Origin of the sequence: Sorangium sp. So ce362 (genome assembly GCF_051519845.1) — a bacterium.
GTDB lineage: Bacteria > Myxococcota_A > Polyangia > Polyangiales > Polyangiaceae > Sorangium.
In genome coordinates this window covers 5,358,291-5,377,089 of sequence record NZ_CP150332.1, presented here as the reverse complement: position 1 = coordinate 5,377,089, position 18,799 = coordinate 5,358,291, and the positions used below count along the sequence as shown (strand labels likewise).

The 18,799-nt window shown below is 71.6% G+C and carries 10 protein-coding genes and 2 pseudogenes; 6 read left to right on the top strand and 6 right to left on the bottom strand.

Translation table 11 applies throughout. The annotated features are described in order from the left end of the window. Window positions 1–24: 24 nt before the first annotated feature. From WMF17_RS20910 to WMF17_RS20900, 3 genes are all read right to left on the bottom strand, one after another. Window positions 25–6,084: an AAA family ATPase gene (locus WMF17_RS20910; protein WP_437650868.1), complete on the bottom strand. Its 6,060-nt coding sequence runs from the start codon at window positions 6,082–6,084 to the stop codon at window positions 25–27. 7 nt (window positions 6,085–6,091) lie between these two features. Further along, complete coding sequence (locus WMF17_RS20905; RefSeq protein WP_437603844.1) at window positions 6,092–7,078, bottom strand: response regulator; 987 nt, start codon at window positions 7,076–7,078, stop codon at window positions 6,092–6,094. 343 nt (window positions 7,079–7,421) lie between these two features. Next, window positions 7,422–8,231 carry a hypothetical protein gene (locus WMF17_RS20900; protein ID WP_437650867.1) on the bottom strand — a complete coding sequence of 270 codons (810 nt, stop codon included), beginning with the start codon at window positions 8,229–8,231 and terminating at the stop codon, window positions 7,422–7,424. Window positions 8,232–9,316: 1,085 nt separating this feature from the next. Between WMF17_RS20900 and tkt the strand changes: the two genes are divergently transcribed. Both tkt and WMF17_RS20890 read left to right on the top strand, forming a co-directional pair. Then, a complete protein-coding gene (tkt, locus tag WMF17_RS20895) occupies window positions 9,317–11,305 on the top strand; it encodes a transketolase (RefSeq protein ID WP_437603842.1) in 1,989 nt (662 codons plus the stop codon). A gap of 155 nt (window positions 11,306–11,460) precedes the next feature. Next, a complete protein-coding gene (locus tag WMF17_RS20890) occupies window positions 11,461–12,399 on the top strand; it encodes an AEC family transporter (protein ID WP_437650865.1) in 939 nt (312 codons plus the stop codon). A gap of 61 nt (window positions 12,400–12,460) precedes the next feature. Here the strand turns inward: WMF17_RS20890 and WMF17_RS20885 are convergent, their stop codons facing one another. Continuing rightward, window positions 12,461–14,011: an Hsp70 family protein gene (locus tag WMF17_RS20885; protein WP_437603840.1), complete on the bottom strand. Its 1,551-nt coding sequence runs from the start codon at window positions 14,009–14,011 to the stop codon at window positions 12,461–12,463. Window positions 14,012–14,235: 224 nt separating this feature from the next. Between WMF17_RS20885 and WMF17_RS20880 the strand changes: the two genes are divergently transcribed. Then, complete coding sequence (locus WMF17_RS20880) at window positions 14,236–15,054, top strand: hypothetical protein (protein ID WP_437603839.1); 819 nt, start codon at window positions 14,236–14,238, stop codon at window positions 15,052–15,054. A 115-nt stretch (window positions 15,055–15,169) separates the two neighbouring features. Here the strand turns inward: WMF17_RS20880 and WMF17_RS20875 are convergent. Then, a pseudogene (locus tag WMF17_RS20875) lies at window positions 15,170–15,620 on the bottom strand (NADH:flavin oxidoreductase/NADH oxidase); the annotation flags it as partial. A gap of 452 nt (window positions 15,621–16,072) precedes the next feature. Between WMF17_RS20875 and WMF17_RS20870 the strand changes: the two are divergent. The 3 genes and pseudogenes from WMF17_RS20870 to sigJ all read left to right on the top strand — a co-directional run. After that, window positions 16,073–16,387 carry a hypothetical protein gene (locus WMF17_RS20870; protein WP_437603838.1) on the top strand — a complete coding sequence of 105 codons (315 nt, stop codon included), beginning with the start codon at window positions 16,073–16,075 and terminating at the stop codon, window positions 16,385–16,387. A gap of 171 nt (window positions 16,388–16,558) precedes the next feature. Continuing rightward, window positions 16,559–16,990 (top strand): carboxymuconolactone decarboxylase family protein, encoded by a 432-nt coding sequence (locus tag WMF17_RS20865; protein ID WP_437603837.1) that lies wholly within the window; start codon window positions 16,559–16,561, stop codon window positions 16,988–16,990. 1 nt (window position 16,991) lies between these two features. Next, a pseudogene (gene sigJ, locus WMF17_RS20860) lies at window positions 16,992–17,884 on the top strand (RNA polymerase sigma factor SigJ); the annotation flags it as partial. A gap of 53 nt (window positions 17,885–17,937) precedes the next feature. Here the strand turns inward: sigJ and WMF17_RS20855 are convergent. Next, window positions 17,938–18,366, bottom strand: a complete 429-nt coding sequence (locus WMF17_RS20855) for a helix-turn-helix domain-containing protein (RefSeq protein ID WP_437604280.1) — start codon at window positions 18,364–18,366, stop codon at window positions 17,938–17,940. Window positions 18,367–18,799: the final 433 nt, after the last annotated feature.

Here is an 18,799-nt window from a genome sequence, read left to right as displayed (position 1 = left end):
CCCCGGACCCGTTCGTCGTTCTCCCTACGTCGATGCCTGCGGATCCGCGGGGCCGTCGGCGCGGACCGCGCCGCCTGGGCCGTACGCATCGAGAAACTCCCGCAGCTTCCGGGTCTGGTAGCCACGCGCGAGCGTCACGAGCTGATCGAGCCAGGGCCTGAGTCGCGGGTCGCGCTGCCTCATCCGCTCCGCCTCTGCCAGGATCTTGTGGACGAGCCCCCTGTTCGCGAGCGCCGACAGCAGGGCCAGCTCCTCGGCCGGAGGCGGCGCGAGGGGTTCGCCGTCCGTGGGGACCTCTGCCGGTGAATCCGGAGAGGGGGCCTCTTCGCGGCGGAGCCACTCGATGCCCAGCAGGCGCGATATCCTGTCCAGGAGCGCGCTCGCCTGGATGGGCTTGGGCAGGAAATCATCGCAGCCGGCACGGGCGCACTTCTGCCGCTCGGCCTCGGAGACGCTCGCCGACGAGGCCACGATGACGGTCCGCCGGAGCTCGGGCACGAGCCTGAGGCGGCGCGCTGTCTCGTAGCCATCCATGCCCCGCATGTACACGTCCATCAGGACGAGCGCCGGCGCGTGCAGCGCGCCCATGCGCAGCGCCGCTTCGCCGCCGTCCGCCTCGCACAGGTCGAAGCCGAGCGGGCCGAGGAGCCCGCGCGCCACCGCGCGATTGTCGGCGTTGTCGTCCACGATGAGGATCGTGCGGCGCTCCCCCCGATAGCCGACGATCGTGTCCCACCCCCGGGCATCGCCCGGGCTCGCCGCCGGCTGCACCTCGGCGAGCGGGAGCGTCACGGTGAAGACGCTGCCCACGCCGACCTCGCTCTGCACCTCGACCGCTCCACCCATCTGCTCCACGAGCTTCTTCGTGATGGCGAGCCCAAGCCCCGTGCCCTCGCTCCTCGCGCTCTGCTCCCCCACCTGCTCGAACGGCTCGAAGATGCGCGACAGGTGCTCCGAGGCGATGCCAGGCCCCGTATCCTCGACGCGGAAGCGCACCATCCGGCCCGCAGGGACGCTCTCCTCCAGCGCCTCGACATGGAGGGATACGGCCCCCCGCTCGGTGAACTTGATGGCATTGCCGAGGAGGTTCAAGAGCACCTGCATCAGCCGCTTCTCGTCGGCGTGGACGGCCCGGAGCGCGGGGCCGCGCAGCTCGTGGGCGAACGCGATCCCCTTCGCCTGGGCGCGCACCCGGCACAGGTCGACCACCATCTGCACGAGGGCAGGCAACCGGAACTCCGTCAGGACAGAGTCCAGCTTGCCCGCCTCGATCTTGGCGAGGTGCAGCAGGTCATTGATGAGCGAGAGCAGATGCTCGCCCGACTTCTGGATGACGTGCAGCCCTTCCCGCCACGCCGGCGCGATGTCGGGCGTTCGCTCCAGGATCTGAGCATAGCCGATGATCCCGTTGAGCGGAGTGCGCAGCTCGTGGCTCATGCTGGAGAGAAAGTCGCTCTTGGCCTGGCTGGCGCGCTCCGCCGCCTCCTTGGCGACGCAAAGCTCGATGGTGCGCTCCTTGACCTTGGCCTCCAGGTCCCGGTACAGGAGGGCGTTCTCCACGGCGATGGCGGCCTGCGCGGCGAGCACCGACAGGAGCTCTACCCGCCTCTCGGGGAACGCCGCAGGCGCCTCGCGGTGCTCGAGGTACAGCACGCCGCGGAGGCGCCCTCGATGCGCAAGGGGAAGCGAGAGGAGCGAGAGGACGGGGTGCGACGCGAGGTACGGATCGGCCGCGAAGCGGGCGTCGGCCCTGGCGTCGTCCAGCACGACCGGCTCGCTCGTGCGCGCCACGTAGCGCACGACCGTCCTCGCCACCTCGTCGCTCTGCGCGAGCGGCTCGGACAGGCCCGTCTCGATGCGGGCCCCCTCCACCGAGAGCCGCGCCACGACCGAGAGCTCTTCTCCTTCGGCCAGCAGGAGGACGCCGCGCTGCGCCCCGGCGCTCTCCAGCACGAGCTCCATCAGCCGGCCGACGACCCGCTCCGGATCGAGCTCGCTCGACAGCGCCTGCGCCGCGCGCACCGCGGTGTTCACGTCGAGCTGCGCGCCGCCGTCGACGCCCGTGGTCGTCAGCGCGGAGGCGCCCGTCGCGAGGCGGCGCTCGGCGCTCGCGGGCGTCGCGGGCTGGGCAGGCGCGCGGAGCAGGGCGGGCCACCTCGCCTCCAGGTGGGCCACCACCGCGCGCGCGTCCCAGCGGACATAGGCGTCCCTCGCCTCGCGCAGGTACATCGCGGCGATACGGCTCCTGCCCGCCTCGAGGTGGAGCTCGGCGCAGAGCTGGGCGGCGAGGGCCTCGATGTGCAAGAAGCGCTGCCCGCGGGCAAGGTCGATGGCCTCGTCGTACCTGGCCATGGCCTCCTCGGTCCTGCCTTGCACGCGGGCGTGCTCGGCCTGGAGGAGGCGCAGCTTGTGCAGGAAGTTGTCCGCGCTCCCCTCGGCGAAATACGAGAGCCGCGCGAGGCCTTGCTCGATGTGCTCGCCGAGCCTTTGCCGCTCCTCCGCGTCCGTTGTCCCCGGCCAGCACCTCGCGGCCGCGAGCGCGAGCCAGAGCGGCACGTCCGTCACCGGGGGAAAGCCGAAGATGGACATGCGGTGCTGCTCGGCCTCCCGAGCCCGCGAGAGCGCCATCGGGTACGCGCCGGCGACGATGAACAGGTGGGCCTCGAGGATGCGCGCGAGCTCGGCGGCCATCCCATCGCCGTCGGCCAGCAGGGAGCGCGACCCGCGTGAGAAGGGCTGCTCCGAGAGGAGCTGCGCCGCGCCGCCCGCCGTCATCAGGAGAGCGCACCACGAGGCGGCCGCCTCGAAATAGTGGGCCCCGAGCGCGGTCCCCGCGCGCTGCACGAGCCCTGAGCGAGCCGCCCGGTGCGCCTCGATCTGTCCGAGCGGCTGCCCACGCCACACCCGGTAATAGAACAGGTCGCCTTCCAGCCCCCAGCTCGTCCCCTGGAACGAGCCGATCTTCAGCCCGGTCGCGCAGGTCCGCTCGAAGATGGGCGCCATCTCATCCGCGGGGCGGGCGTAGGCCGTGTACTGCCCCTGGAAGGACAGGCACTCTGCCAGGAAGGGCGACGCGACGCGCTCGGCCGCGCGCACCCCCGGCCCGACCCAGTCCGCGGAGCGGCGATACAGCCCCGTGGTCAACGACCACACGTTCGCGAAGCAGACGATGATGAAGGGAGAGACCGGCGTGAGCACGCCCTGTCGTCGCACCCTCAGCACGGCGCGGACTATCACGAGCCCGGACAGGATCGGCTGGCCGCCGATCGCCGCGCACACCATCAGGTGCATCGTCAGCGCATCGACGAGCACGCGCTCCGGGGATGGATCCGCGGGCATCCGGTCGAACGCGTCGGGGTCGCGCTCGAACCATCGATCCAGCTCGGCGGACTCCTCGAGGAGCGCGGCGCGGCGCGCCTCGTCCGTGTCCGGAAAGACGATGTCCAGCTCGGCGAGCGCGGCGAGCCCGAGCTCGACCCCTCGCGCGAACTGGCCTGCCGCCTGGGAGCAGCGGACGCGGATCTCCTGCACCGAGAGCCTGGCGAGCGCCGGCAGCGGCGTCGCGAGCAGCCGCGCCGACCGCGCCTCGACGTCGTCGAACTCCCGCATCAGAAAGGCCGCCTCGAGCCGCTCCAGCGCGAGCTGCGCGGACAGCGCCGCGTCCTTGCGGGGGGCGTCGTCGCCGAGCAGGGCCTGCGCGGTCTCGGTGAGGCTCGCCATGAGCCGGTGCGAGCTCGCCGCCTTCGCGGCGAGCGCGGCCTCGAGGTTCAGCCGCGCCAGCGCCTCGCGCTCGTCCACGGCGTCCATCCGCGACGAGCCGAGGTTCAGGTGCCGCACCAGCTCGAGGAGCTGCTGCGGTGTGCCCGCCTGCGTCCGGTGCCGCGCCCAGAGCCGCCGGCCGATCTCCAGGTGCGCCAGGACGCGCTGCTCGGGCGGGGCCCGCTCGTAGCTCGCCTGTTGCACGCGGTCGTGCAAGAACCGGTATTCCGCGTCCAGCGCTCCGTCCCCGACCTGTCCCAGCGCCTGCGCGGGCCGGTAGGCCCCATCGGCGGGCACAAGGAGCTCCTCCTGCAGGGCGGGCCACAGCGCCCCGGTCACCCGGGCGCGCTCCCATCCGCTGAGCCGCTCCAGATCGTGGAGGTGGAACGTGTGCCCCGCGCACGCCGCGAGCCCCAGGAGCTGCTGGGTCGCTTCGGGCATCTCGAGCACCTTGTCCGTCAGGAGGGCCACGACGTTGTCCGTGACCTGCGCCTGCGCGAGCTCCCTCGGGTCCCAGCGCCACGCGCCGCTCTCCGGGTCCCGGACCACCTTGCCCTGCCTGTGCAAGGAGAGCAGCAGCTGCTCCATGAAGAACGGGTTTCCTCGCGTCTTTTGCCACAGGACCCGAGAGAGCGGCTCCACCCGCGCCGCCTCGCTGCTCAGCGTCTGCGCCACCCACGCCTGCACGTGCTCTTCCGGCAGGGGGCGCACCGACATCCTCGACACCTTCGCCCCGCTCTCGTCCACCGACGCCACGAGCCGCCACAGAGGATGCTCCGGCGGCGCCTCGTTGTCGCGGTACGCCGCGATCACCAGGAGCTCTCTTCGCTCCGCGTCGGTCAGCAGCGTCTTCAGGATCTCCAGCGTGGCGCTGTCGGCCCACTGCATGTCGTCGAGGAACATCACGAGCGGCGCGTTCGGCGTCGTGACCGCCCGCACGAAGCTCAGCCAGGTCAGCCGCTGGCGGGCGAGCACCTGCTCGCCGTGCACCGGCGGCACCGGCGCGAGCTCGCCCATGATCCGATCGAGCTCCGGCACCACGTCGGCGATGAGCCGCGCGTTGTCCCCCACGTCCGCCTTGATTCGCTCCTGCCATGCCGTGAGCACAGGCTTCGGGCTCGCCAGCCACTGCTGCATCAACGCCCCGAACGCCTGCGCCATGGCCGCGTAGGGCGTCGACCGCGCGAGCTGGTCGTGCTTGCCCGAGATCAAGAGACCGCGCCCCGCGCGCGCGATGTCCCGGTAGACGGTGCGCACCAGCGCCGTCTTGCCGATGCCGGACGGGCCGCCGAGGAGCACGAGCTCCACCGCGCCCTCGGCGGCTCGGGCGAAGGAGGCGCTCAGCAGATCGCGCTCGCGCTCGCGCCCGACGAGCACGTCCGGCAGCCGTAGCTTGCGCGAGAAGTCCTTGTTCCCGAGCGGGAAGCGCTCCACCGTGCCGCGCTCGCGCCACGCGCGAAGCGCTTGCTCCAGATCCTCCGCCGCCCCCCTGGCCGTCTGGTACCGCCGGTCGGGGTTCTTCGCCAGGAGCCTGGACGCGATCGCCGCGAGCCCCGGAGGCACGCCCGGGGCGACCTCGTCGAGGGGAGGGGGCTCTCTGGCCAGGTGCGCGTGCACAAGCGAGAGCGGGTCGCGCTCGGTGAACGGCAGCCGCCCTGACAGCGCCTCGAAGAGCGTCACGCCGAGCGAGTAGAGGTCGGTGCGCGCGTCGATCGCCCGCGCGGTGCGGCCCGTCTGCTCCGGTGACATGTACGCCAGCGTCCCCTCGAGCCCCTCGGGGATGCTCGCCGCCGTCGCCTCCAGCGGCAGCGACGAGGCGATGCCGAAGTCGAGCAGCTTGACCTGCGTATACGCCGCATCGACGAGCACGTTCTGCGGCTTGATATCCTTGTGCGTCACGCCCGCCGCGTGCACGGCCTCGAGCACCCGCGCGACGAGCGCGCCCAGCCTCAGCCCCGCTTCCACCGGCAGGCGCCCGCGCTCGGCGAGCAGGCGATCCAGCGACCGGAAGCCGGGGTCCTCGAGCACCAGCGCGACCGTGCCGTCCCGCTGCACGAGCTCCCGCGCCCGCGCTATCCCTGGCACCGCCCCGAGCAGCGTCAGGATGTGGTGCTCATGCAGGATGCGCCCCGTCACGCGCGAGCTCGACGCGGCCGCCGCGGGGAGCTTGAGCACCACCCTGTCGCCCGAGGGACGATGGACCGCGCGGCACACGCGGGTCTCGGCCCCTTCGTGCAGCACCTCCCCCACGACGTAGTCTCTCGGATCCATCCGGTTGAGCTCCTCTTCAAGCCCGGCGGAGACGCCGGGGAACGACGGATTCATCGGGTCCTCAGGGCTCGCCCTGGCCCCAGCGACGACCGCGCGTCCGCAGCGCGTGCTCCACGCCCGCCTGAAGGGTGGCCTTCGTCACGAGGCAATCGAGGTGCAGGTCGAGCCCCACGAGCGTCCGCGCCACCTCGCCGTGGATGCCGGTGACGATCGTCCGCGTGCCGAGCAGGGAGAGCCCCATCGCCGCCTGGACGAGCATGCGCGCGACGGTCTCATCCACCGCCTTGACACCGGTGATGTCGATGATGAGATGGTTTGCCCCGCGCTCGCTCGCTCCGTGCAGCGCTGTCTGGATGGCTTGCCTGGCACGCTCGACGTCCACCGCGCCGACGAGGGGCATCACGAGGATGCCATCGATGATCGGCATGAGCGGAGCGGAGAGCTCGAGGAGCCGCTCCCGCTGGACCGCGATGACCTGCTCCTGCAGCGCCGCCCTGGCCGCTTCGGCGCGCTCGTTCTGCGTCAGCTGATGCGAGAGCCGTGCGTTCGCGTCGCGCAGCCCCAGCACGGCCTCCGCCAGCGCTTCCTCCGCCTTGACGCGCTCCTGGACCTCCTCCGAGAGCCTCGCATTCTGCTCCTCGAGGGCCCGCGTCGCGTGCCGGAGCGAGAGCTGGGTGTGCACCCGCGCGAGCAGCTCGGTCTTCTCGAACGGCTTGGTCACATAGTCCACGGCGCCCACGCGAAAGCCCTGGATCCTGAACTTCGCTTCCGCGAGCGCCGTCATGAAGATGACGGGGATGCTCCGCGTCGCCGGATCGGCCTTGATCCGCCGGCACGCCTCGAACCCGCCGAGGCCGGGCATCAGCGCGTCGAGCAAGATGAGGTCCGGCTGAGACCGGCCGGCGAGCTCGATCGCCTCCTCGCCGTCGCGCGCGACGGCGATCTCCAGTCCATCGGACATCAGCGCGTCCGACAGCACGTTCAGGTTGTCCGCGCTGTCGTCCACGATGAGGACGAGCCCAGACGGCGGCGTTTCTTGCTCTTGCATCGATCTCTGCCGGTCTCGGGTACGCCTGAACGAGCCTCCCGCGCCCGGTCGGCATGTCCCGCCGGACAGCGAGCGAGCAGACACCTGCACTGTGAGCAGTGCGGCTCTGCCGCAGAGGACATTCCCCCTGACCTTTTCCTCTCGTATCACGGGACGATCGGCTTTTACACGTGTTTTGTGGGCGGAAGAGGAGGGTGGGCTGCGCCACACAGGTCGTCGATGACTACCTCCTTCGGGTCGTCGGCGTCGCTCTGAAGAAGCGACCCGACCCAGGTTCGGGCGGGGCGACGTACGGCTGGCTGCTACCCCGACCCGGATCGGGTCGCTTCGACGCGCCGGCCGTTCATGGTGCGATGCGGCGGGCCTCGTAGATGTCGGTCCCGCCGCTCCGCTCCGAGGAGAAGAACAGGATGGACCCGTCCGGCGACAGGTAAGGATCGTTCTCGCGCGCATCCGGTACGTTCACCTCGTCGAGCGCCTGCGGCGGCTCGAAGGCGTCGTTCGTCCCTGGCCGTCGAGCCCAGAACAGGTCATCCCCCGAACGGAACAGGATCTGCCGGCCGTCGTCGAACAGGAAGGGCGCGAGCTGGTCTCCCGCGTCGCTCAGCTCGGCGAGCGGAACGAACTCGCCCCAGTCGTCCTCCGGCCTCTCGCGGGACGCGATGGCGAGGTCCCAGCCCTGGGTCTCAGGCCCTTTCAGGCCGACCACGGCGCGGAGCTCGGGCAGATCGACGTGAGGGCTCATCGCCTGCGTGCCATCGTCGTGGCCGGGGTTGAGCGCGTCGACGTAGGAGGGCTCGCCCCAGGGGTCGCCCCGGCTCGCGCGCTCGGACATCCAGATGCCTGATTGTTGCTCGCTCTTGCGGAGGAACCACATCCTGAGCCCGTCGTTCGAGATGGCAGGCGTGTCGTCGTCGTCCGCGCTGTTGAGCTTCTCCGCGAGGTCGACGGTCGGCGTCTCCCAGGGCGAACCCAGGTCCGCCCGCCGCGAGACCCAGATATCCTGGCTCGCGCCGCGCTCGGACATGAAGTGGATCTCGAGCAGATCGCCGGTGAGGGTCGGGTCTTCGTCCCTGGCGGTGGCGTCGTTGAGCGTGGCGACCTTCTGCGGTGCCGCGAACCGCGGCCGCTCCGGCGCGAATGCGCCGATCACGACGTGCTGATCCTCACACGCGACCGCGCCGACCGCGAGCGTCAGCGCCCAGGACGCGCTGAGCCAGCGGGAACGCCACGCCGGGGCGGTCCCTTCGAGCAGACCGGCGGAGGGGGTAGGCCGAGCAGACTTCTGTTCAGACATGGGCAAGCCGGAACCTCCAGGGTCGCTGAGCAGGGGATGAATGCGCGCGCATCGCGGCATCTAGCACATCGTGGTCTGCGCTCCCCCGCGTCCAGCACCAGGGGAGCGTTCGGATACCTCCTGTTGCCTGTCAACGAAAGATGGAGCGCATGGGATACAGAGGCGCCGGAGTGTGGCAGGGGTTCAGAGGGGGCGCGATGCTGGCGATGTCGCTGGCCATCGGCTGCACGAGCGGGGGTGGCGGCGGCGGGGGCCAGGGAGGCGGCGGAGGAGAGCCGGCGACCGGGGGAGGCGGGCAGGGAGGCGGCACAGCTGTTTGCGTGCCGGGGTCGCAGCTGAGCTGCTATTCGGGGCCCCCGGGGACGCAAGGGGTAGGACTCTGTACCTCCGGCGCTCAAACCTGCCTGTCAGACGGATCCGGCGATGGCCCGTGTACCGGTGAGAACACGCCCTCTGCTGAAGACTGCGCCACGGACGCCGACGAGGACTGCGATGGCGTGGGGCAATGCTCGCCTCTGCCGCTGTGGTCCGCCGCTCTGGGCGGCGCCGGCGCTGACGCCGCCTACGCCGTCGCGGCCGCCGGCGCCCGCGAGCTTCCACCACGCCACGCCGGGCCGGAGCTCGCCACGCAGCACCCACCCGCGCGGCCCTGCCAACCTGGGTCGGGTCGCGGCCAACCTGGGTCGGGTCGCGGTCAACCTGGGTCGGGTCGCGGTCAACCTGGGTCGGGTCGCGGTCAACCTGGGTCGGGTCGCGGTCAACCTGGGTCGGGTCGCGGTCAGCCAAGCCGGCGACCGGCGATCCTCGCGCCTCTCGAGAAATCGTGGACATCGAGCGCGCGCCGAGGGGCACTCTCCAGGCAGACCCGACGCCGTCCGGGCGGGGGGGGGAGGGTGCGCGAAAGGGCGCGCTTCGTGACGAAGTAGGTTAGAGTGCGCGCCATGCCTGATTTCGTCAAGCTCGCCGCCGCGTGCACGATGGCCCGCGGCCTCGCCATGGACGCCGTCCACGCCTGCTCGTCCGGTCACCTCGGCCTGCCGCTCGGGGCCGCCGAGATCGGAGCCGCTCTCTATGGCGACCTCCTCCGCCACGATCCGGGCGAACCGCACTGGTTGAACCGCGATCGCTTCATCCTGTCCGCCGGCCATGGCAGCATGTTCCTGTACGGCTGGCTGCACCTCTCGGGCTACCCGGTGTCCATCGACGACATCCGGCGCTTCCGGCAGTGGGAGTCGAAGACGCCCGGCCACCCGGAGTACCACTACACCGAGGGGGTCGAGGCGACGACGGGCCCGCTCGGCCAGGGCGTGGGCAACGCGGTGGGGCACGCGGTGGCCGCCAAGATGCTGGCCGCCCGCTACAACACGCCGGAGCACACGATCTTCGATCTGAACGTCTACTGCCTCGCCGGCGACGGCTGCCTCCAGGAGGGCGTGGCCGCCGAGGCGGCCTCCTTCGCGGGCCACTTCAAGCTCGACAACCTGGTCCTCATCTACGACGCCAACGACGTCACCCTCGACGCGATGGCCGTGAAGACCCAGAGCGAGGACACGGCCAAGCGCTTCGAGGCCTACGGCTTCGAGGTGCTCCACATCGACCAGGGCAACGATCTGGAGGCCGTCCACCGGGTGCTCAGCCAGGCGCGGGCGTCGAAGAGCGGAAAGCCCAGGTTCGTCGTGGCCCACACCCAGATCGGCAAGGGGATCCCCGAGGTCGCCGGCACGCAGAAGGCGCACGGCGAGGGCGGCGCCAAGTTCGTGGATCAGGCGCGCAAGAACCTGGGGCTGCCCCCGGAGCACTTCTACGTCAGCGAGGAGGTCAAGCAGTTCTTCGCGAAGCGCAAGGAAGCGCTCGGCAAGGTGCGCGGGGCGTGGGAGGCGACGTTCCAGGCGTGGCGCGCGAAGAACCCGGAGCTCGCCCGGCAGCTCGACGAGGGCACATCGAGGAAGGTGCCGGCGGACCTCGACGCGCGTGTCCCCGCCTTCGCCGCCGGCACCAAGGTGGCCACGCGCAAGGCCGGCGAGACCGTGCTGCAGGCCGTCGCCGAGGCGGTGCCGGCGCTCATCGGGTCGAGCGCGGATCTCTACGGCTCGACGTTCAACTACATCGCGTCGAGCACCGACTTCGATCCGGAGCACCCGGGCGGCCGGAACATCCGCGCCGGCATCCGCGAGCACGGCATGGGCGCGATCATGAACGGCATCGCCTACCACGGCGGCCTGCGCCCGAGCGGCGCGACGTTCCTCGTGTTCGCCGACTACCTGCGGCCGAGCATCCGCCTGGCGGCGCTGTCGCACCTGCCGGTCATCTACGTCTTCACGCACGACTCGGTGGGCGTGGGCGAGGACGGGCCGACGCACCAGCCCGTGGAGACCGTCGCCGGGCTGCGCGCCATCGTCGATCTGGACGTCATCCGGCCGGCGGACGCCGAGGAGACGGCCGGCGCGTGGATCTCCGCGCTGGAGCGCGCCGACGGCCCGACGGTCCTCGCGCTCACGAGGCAGGCCGTCCCGATGCTGCCGGGCGACGCCGCCGCGAAGCGCGAGGGCGTGCGGCGCGGCGCTTACGTCCTCGTCAAGGAGACGGCGGCGCTCGAGACGATCGTGATCGCGACGGGCAGCGAGGTGCAGCACGCGGTCGAGGCCGCGAAGCGGCTCGGCCCCGGCGTCCGCGTCGTGTCGATGCCCTGCGTCGAGCGGTTCGCGCGCCAGGACCGCGGCTACCAGGAGGCCGTGCTGCCCGCCGCGTGTGCGCGGCGCGTGTCCCTCGAGGCCGGCATCACCTTCGGCTGGCACCGCTGGGTCGGCTCCAAGGGGCTCGCCCTCGGGATCGATCGCTACGGCACGAGCGCTCCCGGCGACATCGTGCTGGACCGGCTGGGCATGAATCCGCAGGCGATCGTGCAGGCGGTGCAGGAGCTCGTGCCCTGAGCATCCGAGGAGAGGATCGGCGCGGGTTGCCGCGTCGCCCGCGCCGGTCACCTCCCGCGTCCCCCGTCTCCCGCTTCGGTCCCCCCTCTCTCGTGCGTGCGCGCGTGCTCCTCCTAATCGCTGGACGCCGCCCGCCGCGGAGCTAGAAGCCGCCCGTGCCGTCGGGCGACCTGATCTCGCAGCTCCTTGCCCTCTTCGCGGTGCTCGGGGTCGGCGTGCTGCTGCGCGCGCTCGGCCGCGGCGGCCAGGCGGACGCCGCCGTCCTCCACCGGCTGGTCATCGACGTCACCACGCCCGCGCTGATCGTCTCCGTGCTGCGCCGCTCGGGCCTCGGCCACGGCGCCTGGGGCGCGGTCGCCGCCTCGTCGGTCGCGCTCTTCGCGTGCGCCCTCGCGGGCGTCGCGGTCGCGCGCGCGCTCGGGCTGCCGCGCGCCGCGCAGGGCGCCGCCGGCGTCGTCAGCAGCTTCTCCAACACCGGCTTCCTCGGCGTCCCCGTCGTGCTGGCCCTCTACGGCCACGCCGGCAGCGCGGCGGGGACGGCGATCCTCGTCGACAGCATCGTCACGACGCTGCTGCTCTGGACGTTCGGCGTCGCGCTCGTCGCGCGCATGGGCGGAGGGGGTGGTGTGGACGCGCGGAGCCTGCTCACGGTGCTCCTGCAACCCAACGTGATGTCGATCGCCCTCGGCCTCGCGCTCCACGCCCTGCCGATCCCGCTGCCGGTGTGGGTGGAGCGCGCGCTCGACGCGCTCGGCAGCGCGACCCCGACGCTCGTGTTCCTCGCGCTCGGCCTGAGCCTCGACCTGCGCTCCCTCCGCGGCCGCATGCGGCCGCTCGCGGCCGTCGCCGCGGTCAAGCTGCTCCTGTCCCCCGCCGTCGCGCTCGGCGTCGCGCTCGCGCTCGGCCTGAAGCGCCCCGTGTCGGAGGTGGCGGTGCTGCAGTCCGCCATGCCGACCTCCATGGTGTCCGTGATCGTCGCCGCGCGGTACGGCTGCGACGGCGAGTTCGCCGCGGCCACCGCGGTCGTGACGACGATCGCGGCGCTGGCGACCCTGCCGGCCGTGATCGAGGTGCTGCGCCGGCTCCTCCCGTGACGTCGAAGAACGCGCGCAGCCGCGGCCGAGCGCGGATGGATTCAGGCCGCGCCCGGCGCGCTCACGCCCCGACCTGATAGACGCGCTGGTAGCCCGCCTCCACGTCGGTGATCGTCACCTCGACGATGCCGTGCGAGGTGATCGCGTACTGCTCCTCGATCAGCGGCCCCTCGTCGCTCACGCGCTGCACGGGCACGGCGGCGAGCTCGGCGGCGCGGTCGCGGAGCCGCCGGTCGAAGGGGAACACGACCTCGTTGAACGCCGTGATGTCGCCGTGGGGCACGCCGAGCCGGTCGAGCGCGGCGCACTCGACGAACCGGTAGCGACCGACGTTGTGCGCCGCCCGGTACACGCGGCGCGAGACCACCGGCGCCTCGTGGCTCGACGGGATGCGCGCCTCCCGGTCGAAGATCGGGTCGAACACCACCTCGTCCCCGCCGCCGCTCTCCCGGAAGACCCCGAAGTGGCGCGACAGCCGGTCGGACAGCTCGAAGCCCGCGTCCTCGTCGACGGCGATGGCGAGGCCCATCGCGATCGCCGCCGAAGGGTAGGGGGAGCGATGGACGCGGCGCCCGAAGCGCTCGCGCAGCGTCCGCGCGACGACGGGCAACGAGCTCGCGCCGCCGACGACGTAGATCCCCGCGATGTCGGCCAGCGCCTCGCCCGCGCCGGCGTCGAGGCGCGCGATCACCGGCTGCATCGCGGTGATCGTCTCCTCCACGAGCGGCGCGCACCGGTCGTAGAAGTCGGAGGCCGAGATCGTCACCTCGTGGGCAGGCGAAAGGTCGCCGAGGCACGCCTCCAGGTCGATCACGATCCGCCGGGAGTTCGGGTTGAGCCGCTCCTTCGCCTCGCGGCACTGGTCGGCGAGCGCGGCGAGCGCGCGCGCCGGCAGCTCCTCGCGCTCGACCTTGGCCGCCGCGAGCGCCGTCGAGGCCAGCACGGCGTCGAAGTCGTCGCCGCCGAGGTGGTTCAGCCCCGCGGTCGTCACGGCGTCGTGGCTGCGCCCGGTCATGTGGACGAGCGACGCGTCGAAGGTGCCGCCCCCGAGGTCGTACACGACGATGTGCTCGCGCTTCGACGTGATGGTGCTGCGGTGGCGGTGCGTGTACTCGAAGCCGGCGGCCGAGGGCTCGTTCAGGAGGGCGATGACCTCGAAGCCGGCGCGGCGGAAGGCGTCGAGCGTCACGAAGCGCTGCGTCCCGTGCGCGTTCGCCGGGGTCGCGACGACGCAGATGAGGCGCCCGTCGTCGTCCTTCTTCTTCGGCCGGTTCGACCGGTGCAGCACGGCGTCGCGGAGCGACCTCAGGAACAGGGTCAGGAGGTCGAGCACCCGGAGCTTGGTCGCGCCGATCTCGACCTCGACGTCGGGCGACGCGCGCGGGCCCGAGAGCACGCGCTTGAACGAGCGGAGGACGGTCCACTCCGGGTCCGAGGCGACAGCGAGGGCGTCGAAGCCGAACCGGAGCTCCCCCTGCCGCTCGGCCGCCACGGAGGGGTAAAAGTCCACGGTGTCCCCCGCCGCATCCAGGAAGCTGATGACGGGGTAGTTTCCGCGGTCGCAGCACGCGACCACGGTCCGCGTGGTTCCGAAATCGATCCCGAGGCGCACGGTAGAGTTCCTCCGGCCCGCATGCTGCCACACCCGGCCGCCCCCGGTGCAACTCCGCTGCGCCCGGCGGCCCGGCGGCCACAGGGGCCAGGCCGAGGGGCATATTGTGCCACGACACACCATGGCACAGCCGGGCGGTCGTCGTTGCTCATGGCTGAATACGGCGCCATCCGCGGCGAGGGAGGGAGCCCTCGCGCGGTACAACGGTTGCTCCGTTGCAGGTCATGTCAATTCAACACGACCTTCTTCTGGGCATGCTCTCGCTCTCTCTCCTCGCCGGCTGCACGGCTTCCGAGGTCATCGACGGCGGCGCGGGCGGTGGCGGCGGCGCCGCCGAGTGCTCGATTCCCGCGATGGACCAGATCACGTGGTCGCTGACCACCGCGGATGGCACCACCTTCTCTTCCGAGGATCCGGTCGGCGAGGCGGGCGACCCTCCGGCGCAGCGCTCGATCGAGGGGCAGATCGTCTCCTCCGCACCGGGCGAGATCGCCATCGACTCATGCTCTCCCGACGCGGATTGCGACCAGGCGCTCACCACGCTGACGCTCGCCGCAAGTGGGTTGCCCGACGTGCTCGTCCCGGAGGGCGCCTTCGTGCGGTTCGACTTCCAGGCCCAGCGCGAGCGGAGCGGCTACGGCGACTACGACGACTACACCGCGATGCACCTTACCGTCGAGAATCTCTCCGAATGGCGCGGCCTCTCCAACCCGGTGGCCACGGACGACCGCGTGTGGCTGGCGGCGCACGAGCGCTTCGTCACCGGCGGGCCCAACGCGCTCACCGCCGCGTTCGACCCCTTCACCGTGGAGCGCCTGGACGTCTGCTTCTCGACCGAGGCCGGCAACCCGGTCTATGCCCTGCGGTTCTCGATGGCGGACGCGAGCCCGTCCTCCGTGACATTGAACGCCGGCGAGGAAGCCTCGATCCTCATCACCGGCGCGCACGCGGGGGATTACACGTTCCGCAATCTCCGCTCGTTCGAGTACGCGGAGCCGGGCCACGAGTTCGCCTACTGGCTTGCGTTCTCCGAGGTCCCGTGAGCCGGCGTCGCTCGCGAGGCGCCCGGTCGTTCACGGCGCCGTGATCCCGGCCGTGACCACCCGCCCGCGACCGGCACGCTCGCCTCCTTGCGGATGCGCCCGGCGTACGGGAGCGCCACGCGTAGCCTGCCTCGCGGGCCCGCCGCGCGGCGGTGACGAAGCTGGCCTTCACGCGCGCGATATCGGCCTTCGTCATCTCCTTCGGCATCTGGGGGAGGTTCGCGCCGAACGCCTTCGCCGACGGCGCCAGCGTCTCCCACGCGCCCTCCTGCGGCGCCAGGTGATCATCGCCCTCCCAGGGCCGGTTGGCGCTCGCCTTATCTCCCCGCGTGCGCGAGCTGGATCCCCGGGACCGCGCCCTGCTCCTTGACGAACGCGACGATCCGCCGGAGCGGCTCGATCTGCCCGTCTTCCCGGAGGCCGGCGTCCCCTGGGCTGATGCGGCCCTCCGGGGAGACCGCCGTCGCCTCCGCGATCGCGAGGCCGACGCCGCCCCTCGCCAGCGAGCCCAGGTGAGCAAGGTGCCAGTCGGTGGCATACCCGTCCTTCGAGGAGTACTGGCACATGGGAGAGACGACCACGCGGTTGCGCAGCGTCACGTCCTTCAAGCGAAGCGGCTGGCCATGAAGACCTCCTTGCCGACGGCGGCGCAGCTTCGTACGCCCGGACGCGCGGGGGCAAGCGGAGGCGCGCTCCGCCATCGGCCGGTCCTCTCCTGGCATGTTCGATCATGGTCTGAACGCCCATGTCCTTGCGCGGCGGCGCGGGCGGCGCGAGGCAGCACAGGCCTGCTTCGTGCGCGTGCGCCACCCGCGCCGCGCTGGCGCTCGCCGGGACGAACCGGAGGGGCAGCGGGTGGCTTGGCGAGGCTGGCCCTCGGCAGCACGCGCGTGACGCTACGACGACCGAGATCCCAGCCGCGCGAGCTGCCTGCGACGCTCTCGCTCCAGGTCGTACGCGTCTGGGAGCGAAGACCGGATGCGCCTACGAAAAGCGCCAGAGCGAAGACCTGCACGGCTTGCGCAACGTGCTGGCGCTCTTCGCTCCCATCGCCTGGCAGTTGCTGCTGCTGCGCAGCGAGGCCCGGCGCGCTCCAGAGCAGCCGGCGAGCGCCATGCTCACGCCCACCCAACTCGACATGCTGCGGGTCTTCGCCCGCAAGCCGCTCCCCGAGAACGCCACGGCCAGCGATGCCTTCCTGGCGAGCGCCGCGCTCGCCGGACACCTCCGGAGAAACGGCGAGCCCGGCTGGCAGACCTTGGGGCGTGGCCACGAGCAGCTCCGCATCCTCGTCCAGGGCTGGAGTGCCGCGAAGAAAGAAGGGAAAATATGATCAATCCTGAGACCGAGGTAGCCCTGAACCTCCCGATGGGTCGATGTGAAATTCTCGTGAGGGAGGAATTTTTTGCTCCGCGAGCGCGCGCGTCGGCCAGGCGTCACAGACGGGAAGGCTGGATCGTCATCAGATGGAGGGGCCCGCGGGCCCATGACAAGGAGAGCGACGATGAGCGAGCAATCCCCCGTGAAGTACGAGCAGGTGATCCCGGATGTGCTGCAGGCGCTGGCCGGTGTGCACGAGGTGATGAACCGGCACGGCTTCGACAGGAAGATCATCCACCTCGTGCAGCTGCGCGCGTCGCAGATCAACCAGTGCGCCTTCTGCGTGAAGATGCACACGAGGGAGGCGCGGCAGGACGGCGAGACGAACGACCGGCTGGACCGGGTGGTCGTGTGGGAGCACGTCAGCGATTTCAGCGAGCGTGAGCGGGCCGCGCTCGCCTGGACCGAGGCGCTGACCGTCCTCGATCGGCGGACCGACTACGCGGCCCTCCGCGCGCGGTTGCGGGAGCACTTCTCGGAGGAGGAGATCGGTGTCCTGACCTCCGCCGTCGCCATGATCAACCTGTGGAACCGCATCCAGGTGTCGAAGCACTGAGATGGCGCAAGAGAACGACGTCTCGGCGTTCGAGGCCACGAGGCCGATGCTCCTCGGCCTCGCCTACCGCATCCTCGGCTCGCGCGCGGAGGCCGAGGACGCGGAGCAAGACACGTACCTGAAATGGCAGGACGCCGACAGGAGCACGATCGAGAACCCGGCTTCGTGGTTCACGACCCTCTGCACGCGCCGGTGCATCGATCTGCTGCGGGCCGCCCGCAACGCCAGGGTCGACTACGTGGGCGCGTGGCTGCCAGAGCCCATCCACGCGCCGACCGAGGTTGAGCCGAGCGAGCGGAGCCGAGCGAGCGGCTGTCGCTGGCGGCGTCGCTCCAGACGGCGTTTCTGCTGGTGCTAGAACGCCTCACCCCGAAGGAGCGGGCGGCGTACCTGCTCCACGAGGTCTTCGACGTCTCCTATCCGGAGATCGCGGCGACGCTCGGCATCCAGGAGACCACGTGCCGCAAGCTCGTCTCGAGGGCGCGCGCCAACGTGGGTCAGTCGAAGGTGCGGCACACCACCCCGCTGCACCGACAGGAGCAGCTGCTCGCCGCCTTCCAGACGGCCGTGGCGAGCGGCGGCACGGAGCACCTGTCGGCGCTGCTCTCGGACGAGATCGAGCTCTGCGCCGACGGGGGTGGCAAGGTGTCCAGCCTCCTTGAAGTCCTGCAGGGGAAGGTCGAGGTGCTCGATTTCATCGGCCGCGCGCTGCACGCGTACTGGGGCGACTATGCGTGCGAGGCGACGGACATCAACGGGGGCCGGGGCGTCGTCGTCCTGTGGAAGGACGGCTCGGCCGCGGCCTGCGTGTCCTTCGCCTACGACGAGCACGGCGCGGCGACGAACATCTACATCGTGCGCAACCCCGATAAGCTCGCTCGCCTGGGCAGGGACGGCGCAGGTGGGGGCGGGCAGGGGGCGGGCGCGAGGCGCGGTGACCGGGCGAATCAGCGCCTGGGCGAGCGGCGCGCCAGCGCCGTCGGCGTCACGCCGGGGACGCGGCGCATGCACCGCGCCATGTGGCTCTGGTGCGCGAACCCCGCCTCGATCGCCACCTGGCTGGCGGGCAGGTCGCCGCGCGAGAGCAGCGCCTTCACGCGCTCCACCCGGCGCCGGACGACGTACTCGTGCACCGGTAGACCCGTCGACCGCTGGTCTTGAGGTAGGACGCGCTGATCTCGGCGACGCCGGCCAGCCGGTCCAGGGACAGGCTCTGGTCGAGGTGCTCCTCGATGTACGCCGTGAGGCGCCGCAGCTGCAGCGCTGACAGCCCGCGGGGGTGGCCGGCTCGGCGCCGCGAAGCGGCCGAGCAGGCGCACGGCGAGGGCAAGGCCGAGGCTCTCGGCGTAGAGGAGGCCGTTCGGATGGCCGGCCATGCGCTCGGCGTCCAGCGCCCAGGCGATGTGCTCGATCTGCGGATCCCGGAGCTTGTGGCGCAGATGGAGGCCGGCCGTGTCGGGGTCGCGCCCCATGTCCATCGCCGCGCGGCGCAGGAGCGAAGCGGGCAGCTGCCGCAGGAGCGACGTGCTGGCGTCGTCCTCCGCCCAGACGTCCGCGAACCCGGCGCGCGACCCGGCGCGACCCGACCCGGGTTGATCCGCGCGCGCGACCCGGGTTGATCCGCGCGCGCGCGACCCGACCCGGATTGACCCATCGATCTGGGGCGTCGGCTGGTGGCTGAACGGTTCCGTTCGGCCGAGCAGAGGCGCGGTGGTTCGCTCCGCGTCATGCACGCTCGGCGCGGCATGACGCATGCTCATCCATTCACGCAACGCAGCATGGCGGATCCGCCATCCGCTCCGTCTCCGC

What these genes read in the sequence shown, in the direction of transcription:
- WMF17_RS20910 (WP_437650868.1), bottom strand. Translation starts at nt 6,084, where the DNA reads ATGAATCCGTCGTTCCCCGGCGTCTCCGCCGGGCTTGAAGAGGAGCTC.
- WMF17_RS20905 (WP_437603844.1), bottom strand. Translation starts at nt 7,078, where the DNA reads ATGCAAGAGCAAGAAACGCCGCCGTCTGGGCTCGTCCTCATCGTGGAC.
- tkt (WP_437603842.1), top strand. Translation starts at nt 9,317, where the DNA reads ATGCCTGATTTCGTCAAGCTCGCCGCCGCGTGCACGATGGCCCGCGGC.
- WMF17_RS20880 (WP_437603839.1), top strand. Translation starts at nt 14,236, where the DNA reads ATGTCAATTCAACACGACCTTCTTCTGGGCATGCTCTCGCTCTCTCTC.
- WMF17_RS20865 (WP_437603837.1), top strand. Translation starts at nt 16,559, where the DNA reads ATGAGCGAGCAATCCCCCGTGAAGTACGAGCAGGTGATCCCGGATGTG.
- WMF17_RS20855 (WP_437604280.1), bottom strand. Translation starts at nt 18,366, where the DNA reads ATGGCCGGCCATCCGAACGGCCTCCTCTACGCCGAGAGCCTCGGCCTT.